The sequence below is a fragment of the Pseudoalteromonas maricaloris genome (assembly GCF_024746855.1).
GTDB classification, from domain to species: domain Bacteria; phylum Pseudomonadota; class Gammaproteobacteria; order Enterobacterales; family Alteromonadaceae; genus Pseudoalteromonas; species Pseudoalteromonas maricaloris.
In genome coordinates this window covers 2,949,504-2,965,793 of record NZ_CP024625.1, presented here as the reverse complement: position 1 = coordinate 2,965,793, position 16,290 = coordinate 2,949,504, and the positions used below count along the sequence as shown (strand labels likewise).

Annotated in this window: 13 protein-coding genes; 6 read left to right on the top strand and 7 right to left on the bottom strand. The window is 42.8% G+C overall.

The features are described 5' to 3' along the window. Positions 1-94 precede the first annotated feature (94 nt). A complete protein-coding gene (locus CTT31_RS13035) occupies positions 95-1,540 on the top strand; it encodes a serine hydrolase domain-containing protein (RefSeq protein WP_260491411.1) in 1,446 nt (481 codons plus the stop codon). Here the strand turns inward: CTT31_RS13035 and CTT31_RS13030 are convergent. Then, on the bottom strand, positions 1,494-3,701 hold the full coding sequence (locus CTT31_RS13030) for a tetratricopeptide repeat protein (RefSeq protein WP_260491410.1): 2,208 nt from the start codon (positions 3,699-3,701) through the stop codon (positions 1,494-1,496). The genes CTT31_RS13035 and CTT31_RS13030 overlap by 47 nt on opposite strands. 91 nt (positions 3,702-3,792) lie before the next feature. Then, a complete protein-coding gene (locus CTT31_RS13025; RefSeq protein WP_211858222.1) occupies positions 3,793-4,389 on the bottom strand; it encodes an acyl carrier protein phosphodiesterase in 597 nt (198 codons plus the stop codon). Positions 4,390-4,543: 154 nt separating this feature from the next. On the opposite strand from CTT31_RS13025, the gene CTT31_RS13020 reads away from it, so the two are divergent. After that, the gene (locus CTT31_RS13020; protein WP_239981546.1) at positions 4,544-5,125 is read left to right on the top strand and encodes a YqaA family protein; all 582 of its coding nucleotides are present in this window, start codon (positions 4,544-4,546) and stop codon (positions 5,123-5,125) included. Here CTT31_RS13020 and CTT31_RS13015 read toward each other — a convergent pair. From CTT31_RS13015 to CTT31_RS13005, 3 genes are all read right to left on the bottom strand, one after another. After that, the gene (locus tag CTT31_RS13015; RefSeq protein WP_260491409.1) at positions 5,122-6,180 is read right to left on the bottom strand and encodes a hypothetical protein; all 1,059 of its coding nucleotides are present in this window, start codon (positions 6,178-6,180) and stop codon (positions 5,122-5,124) included. The genes CTT31_RS13020 and CTT31_RS13015 overlap by 4 nt on opposite strands. 64 nt (positions 6,181-6,244) lie before the next feature. Next, positions 6,245-7,729: a tetratricopeptide repeat-containing sulfotransferase family protein gene (locus CTT31_RS13010; RefSeq protein WP_211858216.1), complete on the bottom strand. Its 1,485-nt coding sequence runs from the start codon at positions 7,727-7,729 to the stop codon at positions 6,245-6,247. Positions 7,730-7,783: 54 nt separating this feature from the next. Further along, entirely contained in the window at positions 7,784-10,231 is a 2,448-nt protein-coding gene (locus CTT31_RS13005; protein ID WP_260491408.1) for a TonB-dependent receptor, read from the bottom strand. Between the two features lie 340 nt (positions 10,232-10,571). Here CTT31_RS13005 and CTT31_RS13000 point away from each other — a divergent pair, with 340 nt between their 5' ends. The 4 genes from CTT31_RS13000 (at position 10,572) to CTT31_RS12985 (ending at position 14,587) form a co-directional block, all read left to right on the top strand. Continuing rightward, positions 10,572-11,036: a CreA family protein gene (locus CTT31_RS13000; RefSeq protein ID WP_211858212.1), complete on the top strand. Its 465-nt coding sequence runs from the start codon at positions 10,572-10,574 to the stop codon at positions 11,034-11,036. A gap of 129 nt (positions 11,037-11,165) precedes the next feature. Continuing rightward, positions 11,166-11,339, top strand: coding sequence for a hypothetical protein (locus tag CTT31_RS12995; RefSeq protein ID WP_162484726.1), 174 nt, complete (start codon positions 11,166-11,168; stop codon positions 11,337-11,339). A 408-nt stretch (positions 11,340-11,747) separates the two neighbouring features. Further along, on the top strand, positions 11,748-12,434 hold the full coding sequence (locus tag CTT31_RS12990; protein ID WP_211858210.1) for a transposase: 687 nt from the start codon (positions 11,748-11,750) through the stop codon (positions 12,432-12,434). A 284-nt stretch (positions 12,435-12,718) separates the two neighbouring features. Continuing rightward, the gene (locus CTT31_RS12985) at positions 12,719-14,587 is read left to right on the top strand and encodes a DUF885 domain-containing protein (protein WP_130125932.1); all 1,869 of its coding nucleotides are present in this window, start codon (positions 12,719-12,721) and stop codon (positions 14,585-14,587) included. Between the two features lie 264 nt (positions 14,588-14,851). Here the strand turns inward: CTT31_RS12985 and CTT31_RS12980 are convergent, their stop codons facing one another. Together CTT31_RS12980 and CTT31_RS12975 are read right to left on the bottom strand one after the other, a co-directional pair. Next, a complete protein-coding gene (locus CTT31_RS12980) occupies positions 14,852-15,031 on the bottom strand; it encodes a hypothetical protein (protein ID WP_260491407.1) in 180 nt (59 codons plus the stop codon). 129 nt (positions 15,032-15,160) lie between these two features. Beyond that, entirely contained in the window at positions 15,161-16,222 is a 1,062-nt protein-coding gene (locus CTT31_RS12975) for an endonuclease/exonuclease/phosphatase family protein (protein ID WP_039496761.1), read from the bottom strand. Positions 16,223-16,290: the final 68 nt, after the last annotated feature.

Below are 16,290 nucleotides of genomic sequence, written 5' to 3'. Positions count from 1 at the left end.
TTTTTCTTCATCTCATGATTATACTGTTATTCATTCACGGCACATTTATCAGTGTGTAAAGTGAGTGAATAACGATAATAACAAGGGAAATATCATGTCGAAACTATTGTACTGCGCCATATTTTGCTCGTCTTTGCTAAGTCAGACATCCTTCGCCACTGACACGGCTCAACATCAAGTTGAACAAGTTGCTCATAACCTCTTACCTAAAGTGCAGTTAGAAGGCCAAAAATATAAACCTGTAGATTTGCAGACGCGTCTTCAAGAAACGCATTTGCCGGGCTTAAGCCTTGCCGTGATCAAAGATGGTAAAGTGGTGTGGGCTGAGGGGTTTGGCATTGCAGATAAAAAGCAAAATCGAAAAGTGACCACTGAAACACTGTTTCAGGCAGGGTCAATTAGTAAGCCCGTTGCAGCGCTTGCGGTATTAAAGTTAGCACAAGACGGTAAAGTCGATTTAGATGCTGACGTTAATCAATATCTCACCTCTTGGAAAGTACCAACGAACGAATTTACCAAAGCCAATCCTATTACTTTGAGACAGTTAATGACCCACACTTCGGGGCTTACTCAACATGGTTTTCCGGGCTACGTGCGTGGTAGTAAAATTCCAACCGATGTTGAAGTCTTAATGGGCAAAGGCAATACCGACTTAGTGACGGTTGACACTTTGCCAGGTAAAGCTTGGCGCTATTCTGGCGGTGGTTACACCGTAATGGAATTGCTCGTGGCAGATGTGACAAAAATGCCATTTGAAGAGTATGTCCAACAGGCAATTTTAACTCCGTTAGGTATGCACAACAGTACCTATGCGCAACCACTACCGAAAACGTTATGGTCAAAAGCCAGTGCTGCGTTTGACGATAAAGGCGAGCAAGTCGAGGGGGACTGGCATGTTTATCCAGAACAAGCCGCTGCTGGTCTTTGGACCACTCCGGTGGATCTCGCTAAATATATTATGGCCGTACAACAAGCGTATGCAGGCAATACCGTGGGGCCCATCACACCAGAGCTGGCGAAGCAAATGCTTGAAGTTCATCATGACGTATGGGGTTTGGGACCAGAGCTTGAACAGCGTGAGCAAGGACTTATCTTCACCCATGGTGGTAAAAATAAAGGCTTTAGCAACCGTTTTGAAGCATATGTAGAAAAAGGCGAGGGGATGGTGTTGATGTCCAATGGCGACTCAGCGAGTACCGTATTTGGTGAGCTTCGCATTGCCATCAGCGAACATTACGGCTGGGATTTTCTACGTAGTAAAAAAATAACAGCGATTACATTATCTGAGGCACGCGCAAAGCAATTGGAAGGCCTGTATACTTATGAGAAAGATCATCAGTTTAAAATGAAAATCACCCGAGATGGTACGCGATTTAACGTCTTAGATATGGCTCGCGATAACCTGATGGCATTCGTTGCCACAGAGGAAGACACCCTGATTGAGCTTGAAGGGGGCGCAGATGTCACCATTGAAACGAATGACAAAGGTGACATCACTGCGGTGATTTGGCGTGGCCTATATCGTTTTGAGCGGATTTAATCGGAAGCTTCACTTCAACGAGTAGCCCGCCAAGCGGGCTATGATTGGCGCGGATAGTACCATGATGCGCCAACACAATATGTTTGCTAATCGCAAGTCCAAGCCCCGAGCCGCCAAGATCCCGACTTCTGGAGTGTTCACAGCGATAAAGTCGTTCAAAAATTTTATCTAGCTCCGAGGTTACTACTCCTGGGCTTGAATCTTCCAGTGTGATAATGGCATATGAGTCGACTAAGCGTGTATGTATTAGACTGGTTCCCGCTGCATCGGTGTAAAAATGGCTGTTCCGTAAAAGGTTCAGGATGACCTGTTTTAGACGCTGTGGGTCGCCTTCTACCAGCAAGACTTGCTCACTTAAATTACAGCGCAGAGATTGCTGCTTTTTCGCAAAAACAGGCGTGAGTTCAGAGCAGCAATCCTTGACAATGGTATTAATATCAAGCAGCCTGAGCTCTAACGACATCACATTATTGTCAAACCGAGCGGACTGATAAATGTCCGAGATTAAGGTATCTAGTTGGTTGATTTTACTGTTCACTTTTTTATAGGCGACATCAATATCAGGTTCGATATTAAATTGCATCGCCTCAATTGTCAGTTTTAGTCCGGTTAACGGGGTACGCAACTCGTGAGAAATATCGGCGAGCAATTGGTTTTTTTGCTCTAAAGCCCGCGCGGCCATGTGCTGTTCTAAGGCTTCTAGTTTTTGTTTCTGGCGTTGTCTTAAAAAGTATATGGCAAGCCCTGCGAGCAGCAACAGCGCAGAGGCGATGGCCAAGCCTCGCTGCAACTTTAGGTTTTCTAAATTTGCTTGTTGCAGCGACTGTTCTTTTTGTAACAGGCTAAGTGCTTGTTCCTTTTTCACAAGTTCTATGTTTAATGCCATTTTGTACGCTTTGTTTTTATCACTAACCTTCTTTAATTCAGTTTGTGCTTGCTGATATTGTTTTAATTGGGCAAGTGCGGCTTCAAACTCGCCTGCTTGTTCATAAATTGCGGCCAGCTGTTTGTGAATATCACTTTGAGTTTGAGTGCCTAGCTGAGGTTGCTTTAGTAATAGTTCAAGCTGTTCTTTGGCGTCTTCACTTTTATCTTGAGCCAAATAGACATTAGCAAGTGCCAGCCTAACGGTGCGCTCTGTTCGGTTGGCACCGGATTTTATCGCAAGCGTAAGCGCTTCATTTGCACTATTTAAGGCTTCATTCACATCACCTTGAGCTAGTTGGACATTGACTAAATTACTTAATTGCCAAGCCGTGTCGCTGTCAGCCTCCATTTTTTTTGTTAGGGCAAGGCCGTTTAGAATAAACACCTGAGCTTGTTTATACTCTCCCTGTTGATATAAAACTTGGCCAATCTTACCGTAACTGTTGGCGATATGACGCGGATTACCTAATAGCTTATCAACCCTGAGCGCCTGCTCAAAATGTGATAGTGCAAGAGGAAATTCTTCTAAATCACGGTAGAGTTCGCCGATGTTGTACAGTGAGTTGGAGATCCCTTGCTGGTTATTGCGTTTGCGCTGAAGCATAAGAGATTGTTCATGGAAGCTGATAGCTTGCTCAATTTGGCCCATATAATCGTAAACAATGCCAATTTGGTTATAGAAACTTGCGAGTCGCGGAACATCATTAATGCGTTTTGCAATTTGGATGGCCTGCTCAGCATGATTTAGCGCGCTACGGTAGTTTGCCCGAAAGCGGTTAATATGAGCAAGGCGATCATGAATATCTGCAATTAACCGCTCATCGGTTTGAGAGGTGGTGTTGAGTGCCAGCTCAAGCTTTTCTTCTGCCTCTGTTGCACGATTTTGACTAAGTAGCACCGTGGCGTGACTCAATAGCAATTTACTCTTGGCATCAGGATCTGCCACTTTATCTAACACCTGATTGAGCTCATCTATCGCCTGATAAGCAGTTTCATAATGGCCAAGCAAAGAGTGAGCTTCAATCTTCATTAGGCTGAGTTTAAACCAAGCTGCTGAAAGATAAGTTGGAGTCGTGTTTTTGTTTAGGAGTGTGTCAATTTCTTCAAGCGCAACAGATGGGTTATCGGTTAACAGCAGCTTCAACGTTTCAAGCGTGGGTAATAGTGCACTGGCATGGGTGGAAAACGGAGTTAAAAGTAAAAATAGCGTAAATAGTGCTTGGACAAAAAGCAACCTAACTCTGTTTAACACTGCAAAAAAACCCATTACCAACAAATATATCTGCATTATAGTTGATAACCATGGAGCAAATATAGAGGAGTATTTACTCTAAATTTTCAGGCTCTATGAGTTGTTGTTGCATGTGGGCAATTAATTGTGGAAAAAAGACATTAAATCCTGACTCTAGTTGTTGATAGTGCTTTGTAATATCCCTTTCACTGCCAGCAAATTGGTTTTGAAAACGAATACGTTTAGCGATGTTATCGAGTGCATGGCCCACACCAGCTACTGATTCATAGGTGGCAAACCAATCATTTTGTGTCATTGCGCTAACGACTCGTTGCATGTGCGCAGGCATGATGTGTAAGTTATCGTGCAGCAAGGAAAAGCTCTGATGTTTAAAGTCGTCAAGTGAGGTGCTGTGATATTGCTGCCAGTGTTTAATCAAAAAGTGGTCATATAACACATCCAGTGCAATGCCTGCAAAGCGGCGACGCGCGGGCGAAAAAAGTTGTTTAGCAGATTTTGTAATCGAGTGGCTATCGGTAAATTTATCGACTTTTCTATGTGTTTGTAGACCAAGTTGCACAGGTTTAGGCAGTGCTTGTATATTCACGCCTTTTTGAAAGTCACCGAGCAAGTTGCCAAAGTGCGATGCGGCAGTCGGTTTGGCAAAGTACAAATGCGCCAAATAATTCACAGAAACATCCCCCAATAATTCACTCTAAAACAGGGTATCGCATTTGTCCGCACATACAAATACCCGCATATATAAAGCACTGCTTAATTCAGGAAGGAGAAACTTAGCTTAGGCTATGCTTGTCTCCGTTACTGAAAAAATCAGGGGAAGTGTGATGGCGTTAACGGCTGAATTGAAGCAGAAGACCAAGCGATTAGTAGAATCAAAAAATATGCTCAAAGGGATCACGGTTGCCTCTTTTTTAGAGTCAACCATCGTGCCTATTCCGCTTGAAGCCGTGATGGTGCCGCTTATGCAAGCAAGGCGAGAAAAGCTATGGCTAATTGCGTTAATGGCGACGGTTGGATGTGTGATTGGTGCTTTATTTGGTTATGCGTTGGGTTACTATTTATTTGATGCCGTGGGGGATTCCGTTATTGAGCTGCTGTCGAGTCAGTCTCAGTTTGATCAAGTGAAAGCGCAGATGCAAAGTCAGGGGTTTTGGTTTGTGTTGACCTTAGGTATTGCGCCAGTACCTTTTCAGATTGCCATGTTAGCAGCAGGCGCCACAAAATTTTCACTATTACAATTTCTAATTGCAACCTGTATTGCCCGTTCACTACGTTATTTTGGCTTGGCGGCGGTCGTTTACTTTGCTGGTGATCAGGCCGAAAAGCTAATTAAAAAACATAAAATAAAAGCCGTTATTCTCACAACGGCCATTGTGCTGCTCGCATGGTGGATAGCTAGTCGCTAGTATTTTCTATACAAAAACTTTGATTCATTTTGTGAGCGTGCAAAAGCGAGTAAATCATCGCTCAGTATTAGTGGCTCTGACACTAATGTTTGATACTGTTGATAAAAATTATGAGGGGCTCCGGCGTGCTCAAATAAAGTGAGCGCTGCTTCTCCCTTGCGTACATACTCTCTGTAATCTTTGGGTTTATTCAGTAATTGAATATAGGCAAGATAAAAAGGCTCAAATTCAGCATGTCTTTCAGAACCTGCCTGCTTTAGCATGAGATCAGTATTGTACAACAGCTCGCTTTGATGCTGCATCGTCTCAATCAACTTGTTTTGATCTTGGCGGATCATTGAGGCTACTACTCGTTCGTCAAAGTTATTAAGTTGTTCGGCCACTGTTTGATAAATCTTTGCAAATTGAGCTTGATGTAAGACACTGAACTGTTGTTGCAAGTGGCGTAAAAAAATAGCTTCCTGTTCAGCTAGTAAATCTCGTTGCCGCTTTGCTTCTACTAATACCGCTTGGTAACTCTGAGATTGTCTTTGAGTATTTTGCAGTGTTTCAATCTGCTCAGTAATTGTTTTTATCTTAGTATTTATGGCAAGCAGCTTTTGATTGATCTCGATAGTATTCCACTTGCTAGGAGAGTGGTTAAAAAAAGAGGTGAACGATATTTCATTTTTACTTGCTGTCGTGTGCAATTGGACTAATTCATCAATCAATTCAGTCAGTGGGTAATCGATAGATAACGCACGCAGCAATGTATCCGCTTGCAATGAGTTATTAATATCTTTGGATTGTCCAGCTCCTATCTGGGCTGTAACAATGTTGCCGTTGTCATAGGCGCGTTGCGCATCGGATAGCAAAGTGGAGGCATTCAATGTTTCTAGGTATAACGCTTGCCACTTATTATTATCATATTCATTGAGCGACTTGAGCGCGTTAAGTTGGGCATCTAAATTTCGTTGCTGTTGAGCAAGGGTTAATTCTTGCTCTATCTTGGTAATTTCTGATGGCGTGCAGGCCGCTAATGCAGTTAGAAATATAATAGAGAGTAGTTGCTTCATATCGTTATTGTTTTGTATTCCTTTTGTCTAACGTTAGCATCATCACTGCAATGGGGCAATATTCCTATATTGGGTATATATTTCGATATTTGCCCACACTTGTATTGTTCAATGGCTGTCTGATCTGCATTTTGCTGGCTGTCGCTGAGTAATAACCTTGCTTATAAAAGTGAAGTGCATTGTCTTGCCAATCCAACTCGAGAAATTGACAGACTTCCTTCATCACTGCCTGAGGCATTTCTACCAGCGATTCATAATTCACAAACTTAATTTGAGTCGGGTGTTTTTGTGCAGCATCTCGCATAAATGCATAAGTATCATCATACATAGCTTGAATATCTTGCATCCGGTATGAGTAGCCATGGAAGGGGCTATTCGTTTGATATAGCTGACGGAAGTTTGCGATACAAGTATCTGTTCTGTCTCGCTTCATCACGACAAATTTTGCGCGTGGAAACGCCTTTGCGAGTAAATCGATAAAGAAAAAATGAAATGGTTGTTTGTCTATAAAACGTTGAGCACCAGCAACGGACTGCGCGGTGAAGAGACGGTATTGCTCAATGGCGTTAGCTTCTTCATAGGCGTGGCTGATATGTTGAATATTGCTGTTGTAGTCATGAGAAAATCTAAGTGCTTGGGGCATTATATTGGTCTCTCCCAGCGGTTGTAGTGACAATTGCGCTAAGATCTGCTCCATTAAACTGGTGCCTGAGCGTGGTAGCCCAATGATAAATACTGGTGCAAGCGTTTGCTCTGGAGCAAAATCAATAGGCTTGTCTAGAAGCTTGCCAAGTGCTTGAAAATAGCCTGTCATTTGTTTAGATGAATAGGAAATTTCGGCACTTATCGCTTGTTTACTGGCAATAAGGCTTTGCCATGCCTTGGGATAATTTTCCTGCTTTTCGTATTCGAGTGCCTGCGCATGGTAAAGCCGTTGTAATGTAAGTGGTGCAGTTTGCGCTGTTATTTCAGTTGCTAACTGAGCGATGCGAGTTGATGCTAATTCTACAGGAGTAAGCTCTGAGTAGGCTAACTGGCACTTTGCATTACTAGGGTTTGCTTGCACTAAAGAGGCAAGCAGCGTCAGCGCTTGTGCTAATTCACCAGACATCTTTAAATGCATTGCATAGTTGAGCGCAATTTCAGGACAGTATGGTGAGCGTGTATAGGCATGGCTAAAATGCCAACCAGCGTCAGTATATTGGTTTAATCTCAGTAATATATTTGCGAGGGTATCGTGCTCAGATCCCGACAACTGTGTGTTACCTAGCAAATGCAGAATATAACGCTTTGCCACTAATGGTGCTTGGGTAAAAAGCGCAAGTTTGGCAGCGCTCAATGAGTAAAGTGCGCAGGGAAATAAACTTAGGCACTTGTCGTAAATTTTTTGCGCTTTACTGAGGTTACCGAGTGCGATATTCAATTCGGCCAATAAGGCGTACGCGTAGTGATCGTTGGCATTGATATTAATGCGAGCGACTAATGCGTGATGCGCCGTTTGAAATTGACGCTGTTGAATATAGCTTTGGATCTGATTGTATGATGTCATCGCAACGTAAAGAGAGTGAAGGTAACTTCACTCTCTATTTTAGTTTTTTGCTGATTATAACTCAAACTGGTAGTTAAGCTTGACCCCAACGGTACGAGGTGTTGTGACATAGTGTCCGTACACTCGCTGCTGCTCAGGCAAGGCTTTGTTTAACGCCGCGAATTTAGCTTCACCAGCCCAAGACTTGTCGCGTCTTACCGAGGTGAAAGCAAATTTGTCAAACAGGTTGTCGACATAAAAAGTGACGGCCCATTGCTCGCTTGAAAGCTTCGCACTGAGGTTAGACAAGGCAAAGCCTGGTAATACCTCTCCGTCAGCTTTGAGTCCGACTTTCGTGTATACGTCACTCTGTGCGGTTACTCCATAATTAACGTTAAGCATTTTGTCGTCGAACACTTCCTGCTCGTAGCTTAAACCGAATGAGAACTGCTGTTTTGGCGCGCCAGGTAGGCGGTCACCATCTGTACCGTCATAGTACGGCTGGTAAAGCGCGATTTCTTCAGCGCTATAGTCACCTTCTTTGAATACCGCAAACAGGGCTGGTGCATCATCAGTTAGCTGTGCTTTTGCATAAGAATAGTTTGCATACACCGTCCACTGATCGTTCAACATAGCCCGGGTTGATAGCTCAATCCCACTAGAGTTCGCAGATCCAGCATTGGAGGTAATGATCTCTTGGCCGTTTACCGTCACGGATGAGATCTGTGCATCTTCCCAATCAACACTGAATAATGCGGCATTAAAATGCAGCTTGTTATTCAGCCATGTAGATTTTAATCCCAGCTCATAGTTAGTGGTGGTATCTGGTTTATAGCTAAGCTCATGCGGCAGTGCACAGATGATCTGTTGCTCTGGTAGTGTTTCTGGGCACGACTCCAAACCGTTACCACCGCCTAATCTAAATCCTTCACTGACCGTGAAGTACGTCAGCAGTCCATCTTGCCAAGTGTAATTGGCATTAAACTTAAACAAACTACCATTGTCTTTGGCACTGACTTGTTCAAATGAAATTTGCTCAAGGCTTGGCAGGCCACCAGAATAGAGCGGGGTTTCAGCCGCTGACTCAGTTTTAACATCATAGCGATAGAAACGAGCGCCCACTGTGATATTAAAATCGTCTGAAAATGCATAGCCAATTTCGCCAAACAATGCTGACTCTTTGCTGGTGGCATTGGTCAGTGCAATATACTCAAGATCTTGCTCAATATTGTCGATTTCATCGCCCCAAAACTCCGTGAGTCCTGGCGTGTACTCTCTATCGTCCGAACTAATTTCTTGTTTGCTGTAATATACCCCTGCAATCCAATTTAGCGCGTTATCCCCTTTAGAGACTAAACGGATCTCTTGGGTAAAAGTGTCTTGATCTGTGGTGTCTTTAGTCAACGCGGTAAAACTAGGAAAATCCGCATAACCCGGCCAAATATCATAAAGTAGATCGGTTTGATCTCGTTGGCCTTGTTGTTCTTTGCTTGACCAACCGGATGCCGAAACTAAATCAGCAAACTCTAAATCGGCGTTGATTTCAAGGCTAAGCAGGTCGTCTTCTTGTTCGTTAGGTTCAAGCACACGGTAGGCTGACTCGTATGGTTTAATAGAATCGGCAAGCGGGTGCTGTGCTGCAAGACTTTGATATTGTGAAATTGAGTTAGCGCCATTTTCTTGCTTCTGATGAAAATAGTTTAGTGTTGTATCGATATTCTCACTCACCAACCAACGTAGAGAAACCCGTGTGGTTGTTATGGTCTCATCATTTGCATCCGCAACTGCGTTGATGTTTGCTTTTACATCCTCAGCATTGGACCAATCAGGATCTGGGTTTGAAACGCCAGCTTGCTTAACCACATAACTGTAATCCATAAAGCCGGGGTTGTGATAGCGGTTAATGCTCGCACGAACGGCTAATTCATCCATCACTACAGGCATATTGAAGACAGCACCCACTTCATGACCATGACTGTCACTTTCATTGATACTGAATAAGTCACCACTTAGTTTACCTTCAATAACGTCAAGCACTGGCGCTTTAAGCATGGTTCTAATCGCACCACCTAGCGTGCCTGCACCGTAAAGAGTACCTTGTGGGCCGATCAAGACTTCAACACGTTCGATATCGGTTAGTCGCAAATCCACATTGATTGGGATTTCGCCTAGGTAAGTTGCCACTGTCCCTGAGTCAGAAGCACGTTCCGACGAATTAGTATTCAAGCCACGAACAATAATAGGTGAGCCCTCACGGCCACCTTGTTCTGTGATTGTCAAACCAGGAACCCATCTTGCTACATCTTCAAGGTCGCCAATATTTTGGTCGCTCATAACATCGCTGTCGACGGCAGTAATGTTTAATGGCGCTTCTTGAACTGTGCCTGCGCGTCGAGTGGCTGTTACTTGAATTCGCTCAATTGACTTTTCTTGAATCTTACTTTCTTCAGCTTGTGATTGATTAACAACAAAAAAACTCGAACTAACAGCTAGTGCGACTAAGCTTGGATGGAGCTTACTCATGGATGGTGGAACCTCAAATTAAGAATTAAACGTGACGAAATTTCAATCTTTAGAAATGGGTAACTATGCAGGTGGTGCATTTCTGTCCCGAGTTTAGAGAGAATTTCATACAACCGGTGGTGAATTAACTAGCCATGTTTTGTTCATGGTTTAGGTAAATTTAACCACCCTGAAACTGCGGCGCATGCTAACATGCCTATTCGTATTTTGTGAATAATTATTTTGATTTTTTGAATGGTTATCTCTTTTTTAAATAAGGTGATTTGCGAAAATTTTCAAATAGCTTAGAGTATTAACTCCGTATGTTTCTTTTGTACGTCGATTATCTTAAGGAAAAACAATGAAAAAGCTGATGTTTGCATTGTTGGCATCTTGTACGTTACTTGGTTGCTCTGACAGTGAAGTTGGTGATGTGTCACTCGGTCTATTTACGCTCAAAGATATAAAATTAGACTCTATGGTTGATCCCGTTGTAACGGGTGTGACCTGTCATGTGGCGAGTGTTGAAGATGATTTGAGCTTTTCGGACCCAAGCGATAGCTCTATTTCTTGCCGTCAAACGAGTGAAATAACACCGGCAATGCTGGCGAATATAGATAAAAGTGATTCAGGCGAAGTGGTATTTAAAAAATCAAAAAGTGTGTTTTTTAAAGCAATGAAGGTGAGAAGGATCTTTGATGCAAAAAATCAAACCTTGATGTACTTAGCCTATACCACTAAGGAAACCTCTGGTAGCTTTAAGCATAGTTTATCAACAGTGCCATTATGGGGAACTAAGGCTTATCAAGGTGTTAAAACCAATTAATTCGAATGTTGGCTAGCACATAAACCAACACGTTTTGATAATTGCACTTAGTAAATTATTTTTGTTTGAATTAAACCTTTTTGCTCACGATTTCGACTAAGCTTAGTAGTGATAAGTTTAGGAGAAATCGTGATGTTAAAAACACGCTTTTTAGGGAAAACGGTCAATATTGCATTTGCAGTGATGACTGTATTGTTTGTTATCTTAACGTTAACAACTGATGCTCATAGCATCTCATCTCAAGCAACTCAGGTTGAGGTGTTTAGCCAAGACGAGGTGATTACCGAGTCCAAATCGAAGTAAGTTTGGCTGTGATTTATCTTGTTTTACTGATTAGTGCCATTTGAAACGATGAAAATATAATATAAATATTGCGCTCGGCTCAGTCTCTGTTGCGCGTGGGATTAAGTGCATAAATTTGCATGAAGTTTTTATGACATATACTCATGCTTCACTTACGCTCTGTATAGCGTATAAACTCTAAACTACCATCTCTGACTCATCTCATTAATAGTCTTAACTAGGCTGTCACCAAATTTGTAATTAATTTGTTGCGTTCTCCCCAGTCTGCATTAGCTTTAATTAGGGACTAAGAAAAAAGCAGCGCAGTTTGCAATCGGATATATGCAAGTTTCTGTTTTAAAAAATACGAATTTTAGCTGACGTACCCTTTATTCGTCTGACTAAAACGCTCACACACAAGGAAGAAATATGGCACGCCAATTCGATAACTTTTATAGTCATGGGGCAATTAATTTTAGTGATTTTATTAATTGTGTTTCTAGCTTATATACTGGTCCAGACTGCTTGGATGACAGTACATTAAGACTGCTTGCTGAGATGTTGTATCGGTTATCGCAAAACAAGCAATTTCTCGCGGCTCAAGTTGCGGGCAGCAGTAATTACCAACATCATGGCCGAGGGATGTTGGACAATGATGATCTATATGTACTTTATGAAAATAAACGACCATTTTTTAAAGTATATGCGCAGATTTGGCATCCAATGCCAAAGCGGGGGACTCAGCGCTGTTTTATTCCGCAAGTGCGGGACTACAATTTTACGGCATTGACAACCAATTATTTTGGCCCCGGTTGTGGCAGCAAGCTGTATCAATATGAATATAGGAAGGACTTACAGCAAGGCGAGCATTGTGATTTACAGTTTGGGCAGTTTTATCAATTTACCCCTGAATCTGTACTCTTTACAGAAGCGTCGAGAGATGTGATAGCGCAGGCTTTACCTAAAAGTTTGAGTATCACCATCAGCTTACAGTTGGAGCAAAGGCCACATGCTTGCTTTGTGTTTGACAAGTCATCTGGTCGCGTGCAGCAGATTATTGCTGACTCTGCATTTGGCCACAACGCAATACCTGAACCTCTGCTGCTTGAAGACTAAGCACTCTGATCTAAGGTTATGCACTTTAGTTCAGGTGTAGAGAAAGTAACTTATTTTGCAGGATTCTATCTTTTATAGCTGTAACAAAAGCGCAAATATGTTACTTGTAGTTGCATCTATGAGAATAGCGTGAGCACTTTATTGCATTCTGATTTCTCAATGAATGAAGTGCTTATATCAAATTGAACAAGTGTTCAGTAAAATTGGTATGACTATTCTATCACCAGTCTGATCTGCACTGGTATTTTTAGCTTTGACAACAACCCTAATGGAGCGGCGTAATAATGAATAAAATAAGCTTGGTAGCACTCTCTGTCGTGCTAGGTTTGAGCGGATGTGCTCAAGACAAGCCGGTAACGGAAACTACATCTGTTGCTAAAACCACTGAATCAACTCTCTCTCGTGCAGAAATCGACAAAGTCGTAGAACAGTACACCAAGCAGTTTATTAACCACGAACCCGCACTTGCCACTTCGCTCAAATTATCAAGTAATGAATATGGTCACTATGCTAATAGACTGCCGGATTACTCGGTTGTCGGAATGCAGGCGCTCCAGGTGGATATGAACGCAGCCGCAGATAAATTAAAACAATTACAATCGGGCGTGGCGAACTCTGACGACTTGTTGCACCTTAAAGTAAATGAAGTCATTGCACGTTATTATGCTGGCGATAAAGGCTTCTCAGCGGGTTATATTGATACTTGGGGCGGGCATCTGCCATATATTGTCAATCAATTGTCTGGCCCATTGCTGGATATTCCGAATGTGCTTAAAGACCAACATGGAATAGAGAGCGAGCAAGATGCAAAAGACTATGTTGCGCGCCTAAATGCCTTTGTTGAAGTCACGAAGCAAGTTGCAAGTAAGGTAAAAGCGGATGCCAATAAAGGCGTAATTTTACCAAAAGTATTATTTCCAAACACGCTAGGTTATTTAGATAACTTCACGGCGCCAAGTGGTGCAGAACATCCTTTGGTTGCGTCGTTTAAAGATAAACTTGCGAATATTGATGGTATTACGGATAAAGCCGCCGCTGAATATGTTGCACAGGCAACACAAATTGTTGAGCAAAAGCTTTATCCTGAATTTAAAAATGTGTCTGCGATTATGCACGCTCTAGAGAGCAAAGCGCCTGAAAATGTTGGCATTTGGGCCCAACCAAATGGCGAAGCTTTCTACCAGCATGAGATCACCTATTTGGCAGATTCTGATATGAGCGCGGAAGAGATCCACCAAATTGGCCTTGCTGAGGTGGAGCGTATTTCAAAGCGTATGGACGAAATCCTCAAGCAAAATGGCTATTCACAAGGTACTGTTGGTGACCGGATGAAGCAGCTTAATGAAGAGTCGAGATTCTTATATGCAGATTCTGACGAAGGTCGTGAAGCGTTATTATCGTTCTTGCGTGGTGAAATAGGGACAATTTTACAAAAAGCGCCAGATTATTTTTCTACTATTCCACCGCAACCTGTTGAAGTTAAACGTATACCAAAAGCCGTGGAAGCGGGTGCACCGGGTGGTTACTACAACGGTCCATCGCTTGATGGAAGTCGCCCAGGGGTATTTTCAATCAACCTAAAAGACATGAAAGCAGTACCAAGCTTTGGTATGAAAACCTTAACGTATCACGAGGCGGTTCCTGGTCACCACTTCCAAATTGCGCTTAATATGTTGCAAACAGAAATCGGTTTGATGCGTCAAAATGCCTCATTTAATGGCTATGTTGAGGGCTGGGCGCTGTATTCAGAGCTATTGGCTTACGAAATGGGGATGTATAAGGACGACCCATTTGGAGACTTAGGGCGTCTGCAAGCTGAGGCATATCGTGCTGCTCGACTGGTGGTTGATACGGGCCTGCATTATAAAAAGTGGACACGTGACCAAGCGATCACCTATTTTGCTGATGCAACCGGTACGGCGATGAGTGATGTGGTATCGGCTATCGACCGTTATATCGCTTGGCCAGGTCAAGCGCTTGGTTATAAGTTAGGTATGCTTAAGTTGGTTGAGCTCAGAGAGCACGCTAAGCAACAGCTAGGTGATAAGTTTGATATTAAAGCATTCCACGACGTGGTGTTGCTAAAAGGCGCAAGGCCAATGGCGCTTGTTGAAGAAGATATCAAGACTTGGATTAATTCTCTGAAGTCGTAAATATACTTTTCGGCTTGAAGTCAGTGAAAGATGCTGGCTTCAAGCTGATGTTATTTAAAAACCTCTATTTCTAGGGCCTGTTGACCTTTGCTGTTTGATTTTTGTTCTTCTGAGTGTGTTTTGGTCGCGACGCTCGACTTGCCGCCTAGTAATCTAGGCAAAAGTTGAGCAACAATGAACAAAGCGCACTCAGATGAACCCAAAGGGCAGCGCTTGATTAGCATTTCTGCTGTGTTATCGCCAGACTTACATAGAATGACTATGCTACGCTGGCTCTGCCTTGTATAAATACCAATCAAACTGCTGCAAAAACAAACTTGAAAGATCAACAGGCCCTAGCACTCGTTCACACTTACCGTACTTAAAGTCACTATCATAACCTGAGCTTCGGATAATTAATGCCTTTCTAGCAGCCAGTTTTAGCGCTAACTGCGTTGAATTCACTTCCAATAGCCAGCTATTGGTGCGTAAATTCGCCTAGTTATCCCCAAAACTCTCTGGCTAGATAAGAAGATAGTTTAAGGTGATTAAAAAACAATGAGCTAGCTCATTCCTTATCCAAACCTCAGGTTATCATAATTTGCAATTCGGCTTTGCCACGGCATTTTCAATAATTTCTTTGCTGCGATGTATATCTTTCTTTTTCAGCTCAAGTCCTGCCTCATCTTCATTTTTGACCGGTTGATAAGCGAGTTTTGCATAAAGCGCAAAGTGATCAGACCCTATGTTGTTGAGCCTTTTAATATCGATCACTGTAAAATGGTGACTCGCAAACAAATGATCTAGCGGCCACCGTGCAAACGGGTACTGTGCATGAAAAGTGTTAAACATGCCTCGGCCAACTCGCGGATCAAGAAGCCCACTTATTTTCCTAAATAACCTCGTGGTTGGTGACCAAGCAACATCATTGAGATCGCCAGTGACTATGGTGGGCAAAGGCTCATTTATGACGCGTTTGGCAACAACCACCAGTTCTGCATCTCGCTCAATGGCCGTTTCGTTTTCGGTGGGGCTCGGCGGTGCCGGGTGCAAGAAATGGGTTTGGATCATGATATGGGGAGCGAGCTTGAGTTTTGCATGTATCGAAGGCACACCTTCCTCAACGATATATTCACATTTTGCCTCGTCTAGCGGGTAGCGAGAATAAACGTGCATGCCATACAAATTGGATTGTGGACATTTAACGCTGTAGGGCAGTATATCTAACAACGAGTCTAATTGTTGCTCCCATAGCTCATCACTTTCTAACGTGACTAAAAGATCAGGTTGATGTGTCCGGACTTGCTCCAATAGTAGATTAAATTGTCGATTGGTTTGCAGGACATTGGCGGTGATCAAACTGATTGTGTCAGCATCGGTTGTCGCTTTTTTTACCTCGACTGGCCAAAGCGGGGTGTAGGGTAAAATCCACCACAGTTGAAAACTTAAACAACCTAATAGAGCAATGACAGCAAGCGCGGCTACGCTTTGAAGATCAAGGTAGAAAATGGATAGCAGTAGTGTAAATGCAGTAATAACAGTGAGTTGAAGCCGTGGGAACTCCATTGCTCTAACACTCCAATGCGGATGCTTAGCAAGTGGCAATAACGTAGCAAGTAGGATAAAACCACACAGCGCGACGATAACCCAAGTCATGAAATTCCTCAGCAAATAGATGAATTTAAGAAGTATATTTCATGTTAGCTGAAATCGCTGTGAATAGT

Bases quoted from the DNA above. Each gene is read 5' to 3' on its own strand.
- CTT31_RS13000 (WP_211858212.1), top strand. From the start codon at position 10,572: ATGAAAAAGCTGATGTTTGCATTGTTGGCATCTTGTACGTTACTTGGT.
- CTT31_RS12975 (WP_039496761.1), bottom strand. From the start codon at position 16,222: ATGACTTGGGTTATCGTCGCGCTGTGTGGTTTTATCCTACTTGCTACG.
- CTT31_RS12985 (WP_130125932.1), top strand. From the start codon at position 12,719: ATGAATAAAATAAGCTTGGTAGCACTCTCTGTCGTGCTAGGTTTGAGC.
- CTT31_RS13005 (WP_260491408.1), bottom strand. From the start codon at position 10,231: ATGAGTAAGCTCCATCCAAGCTTAGTCGCACTAGCTGTTAGTTCGAGT.
- CTT31_RS12990 (WP_211858210.1), top strand. From the start codon at position 11,748: ATGGCACGCCAATTCGATAACTTTTATAGTCATGGGGCAATTAATTTT.
- CTT31_RS13035 (WP_260491411.1), top strand. From the start codon at position 95: ATGTCGAAACTATTGTACTGCGCCATATTTTGCTCGTCTTTGCTAAGT.
- CTT31_RS13020 (WP_239981546.1), top strand. From the start codon at position 4,544: ATGGCGTTAACGGCTGAATTGAAGCAGAAGACCAAGCGATTAGTAGAA.
- CTT31_RS13015 (WP_260491409.1), bottom strand. From the start codon at position 6,180: ATGAAGCAACTACTCTCTATTATATTTCTAACTGCATTAGCGGCCTGC.
- CTT31_RS13010 (WP_211858216.1), bottom strand. From the start codon at position 7,729: ATGACATCATACAATCAGATCCAAAGCTATATTCAACAGCGTCAATTT.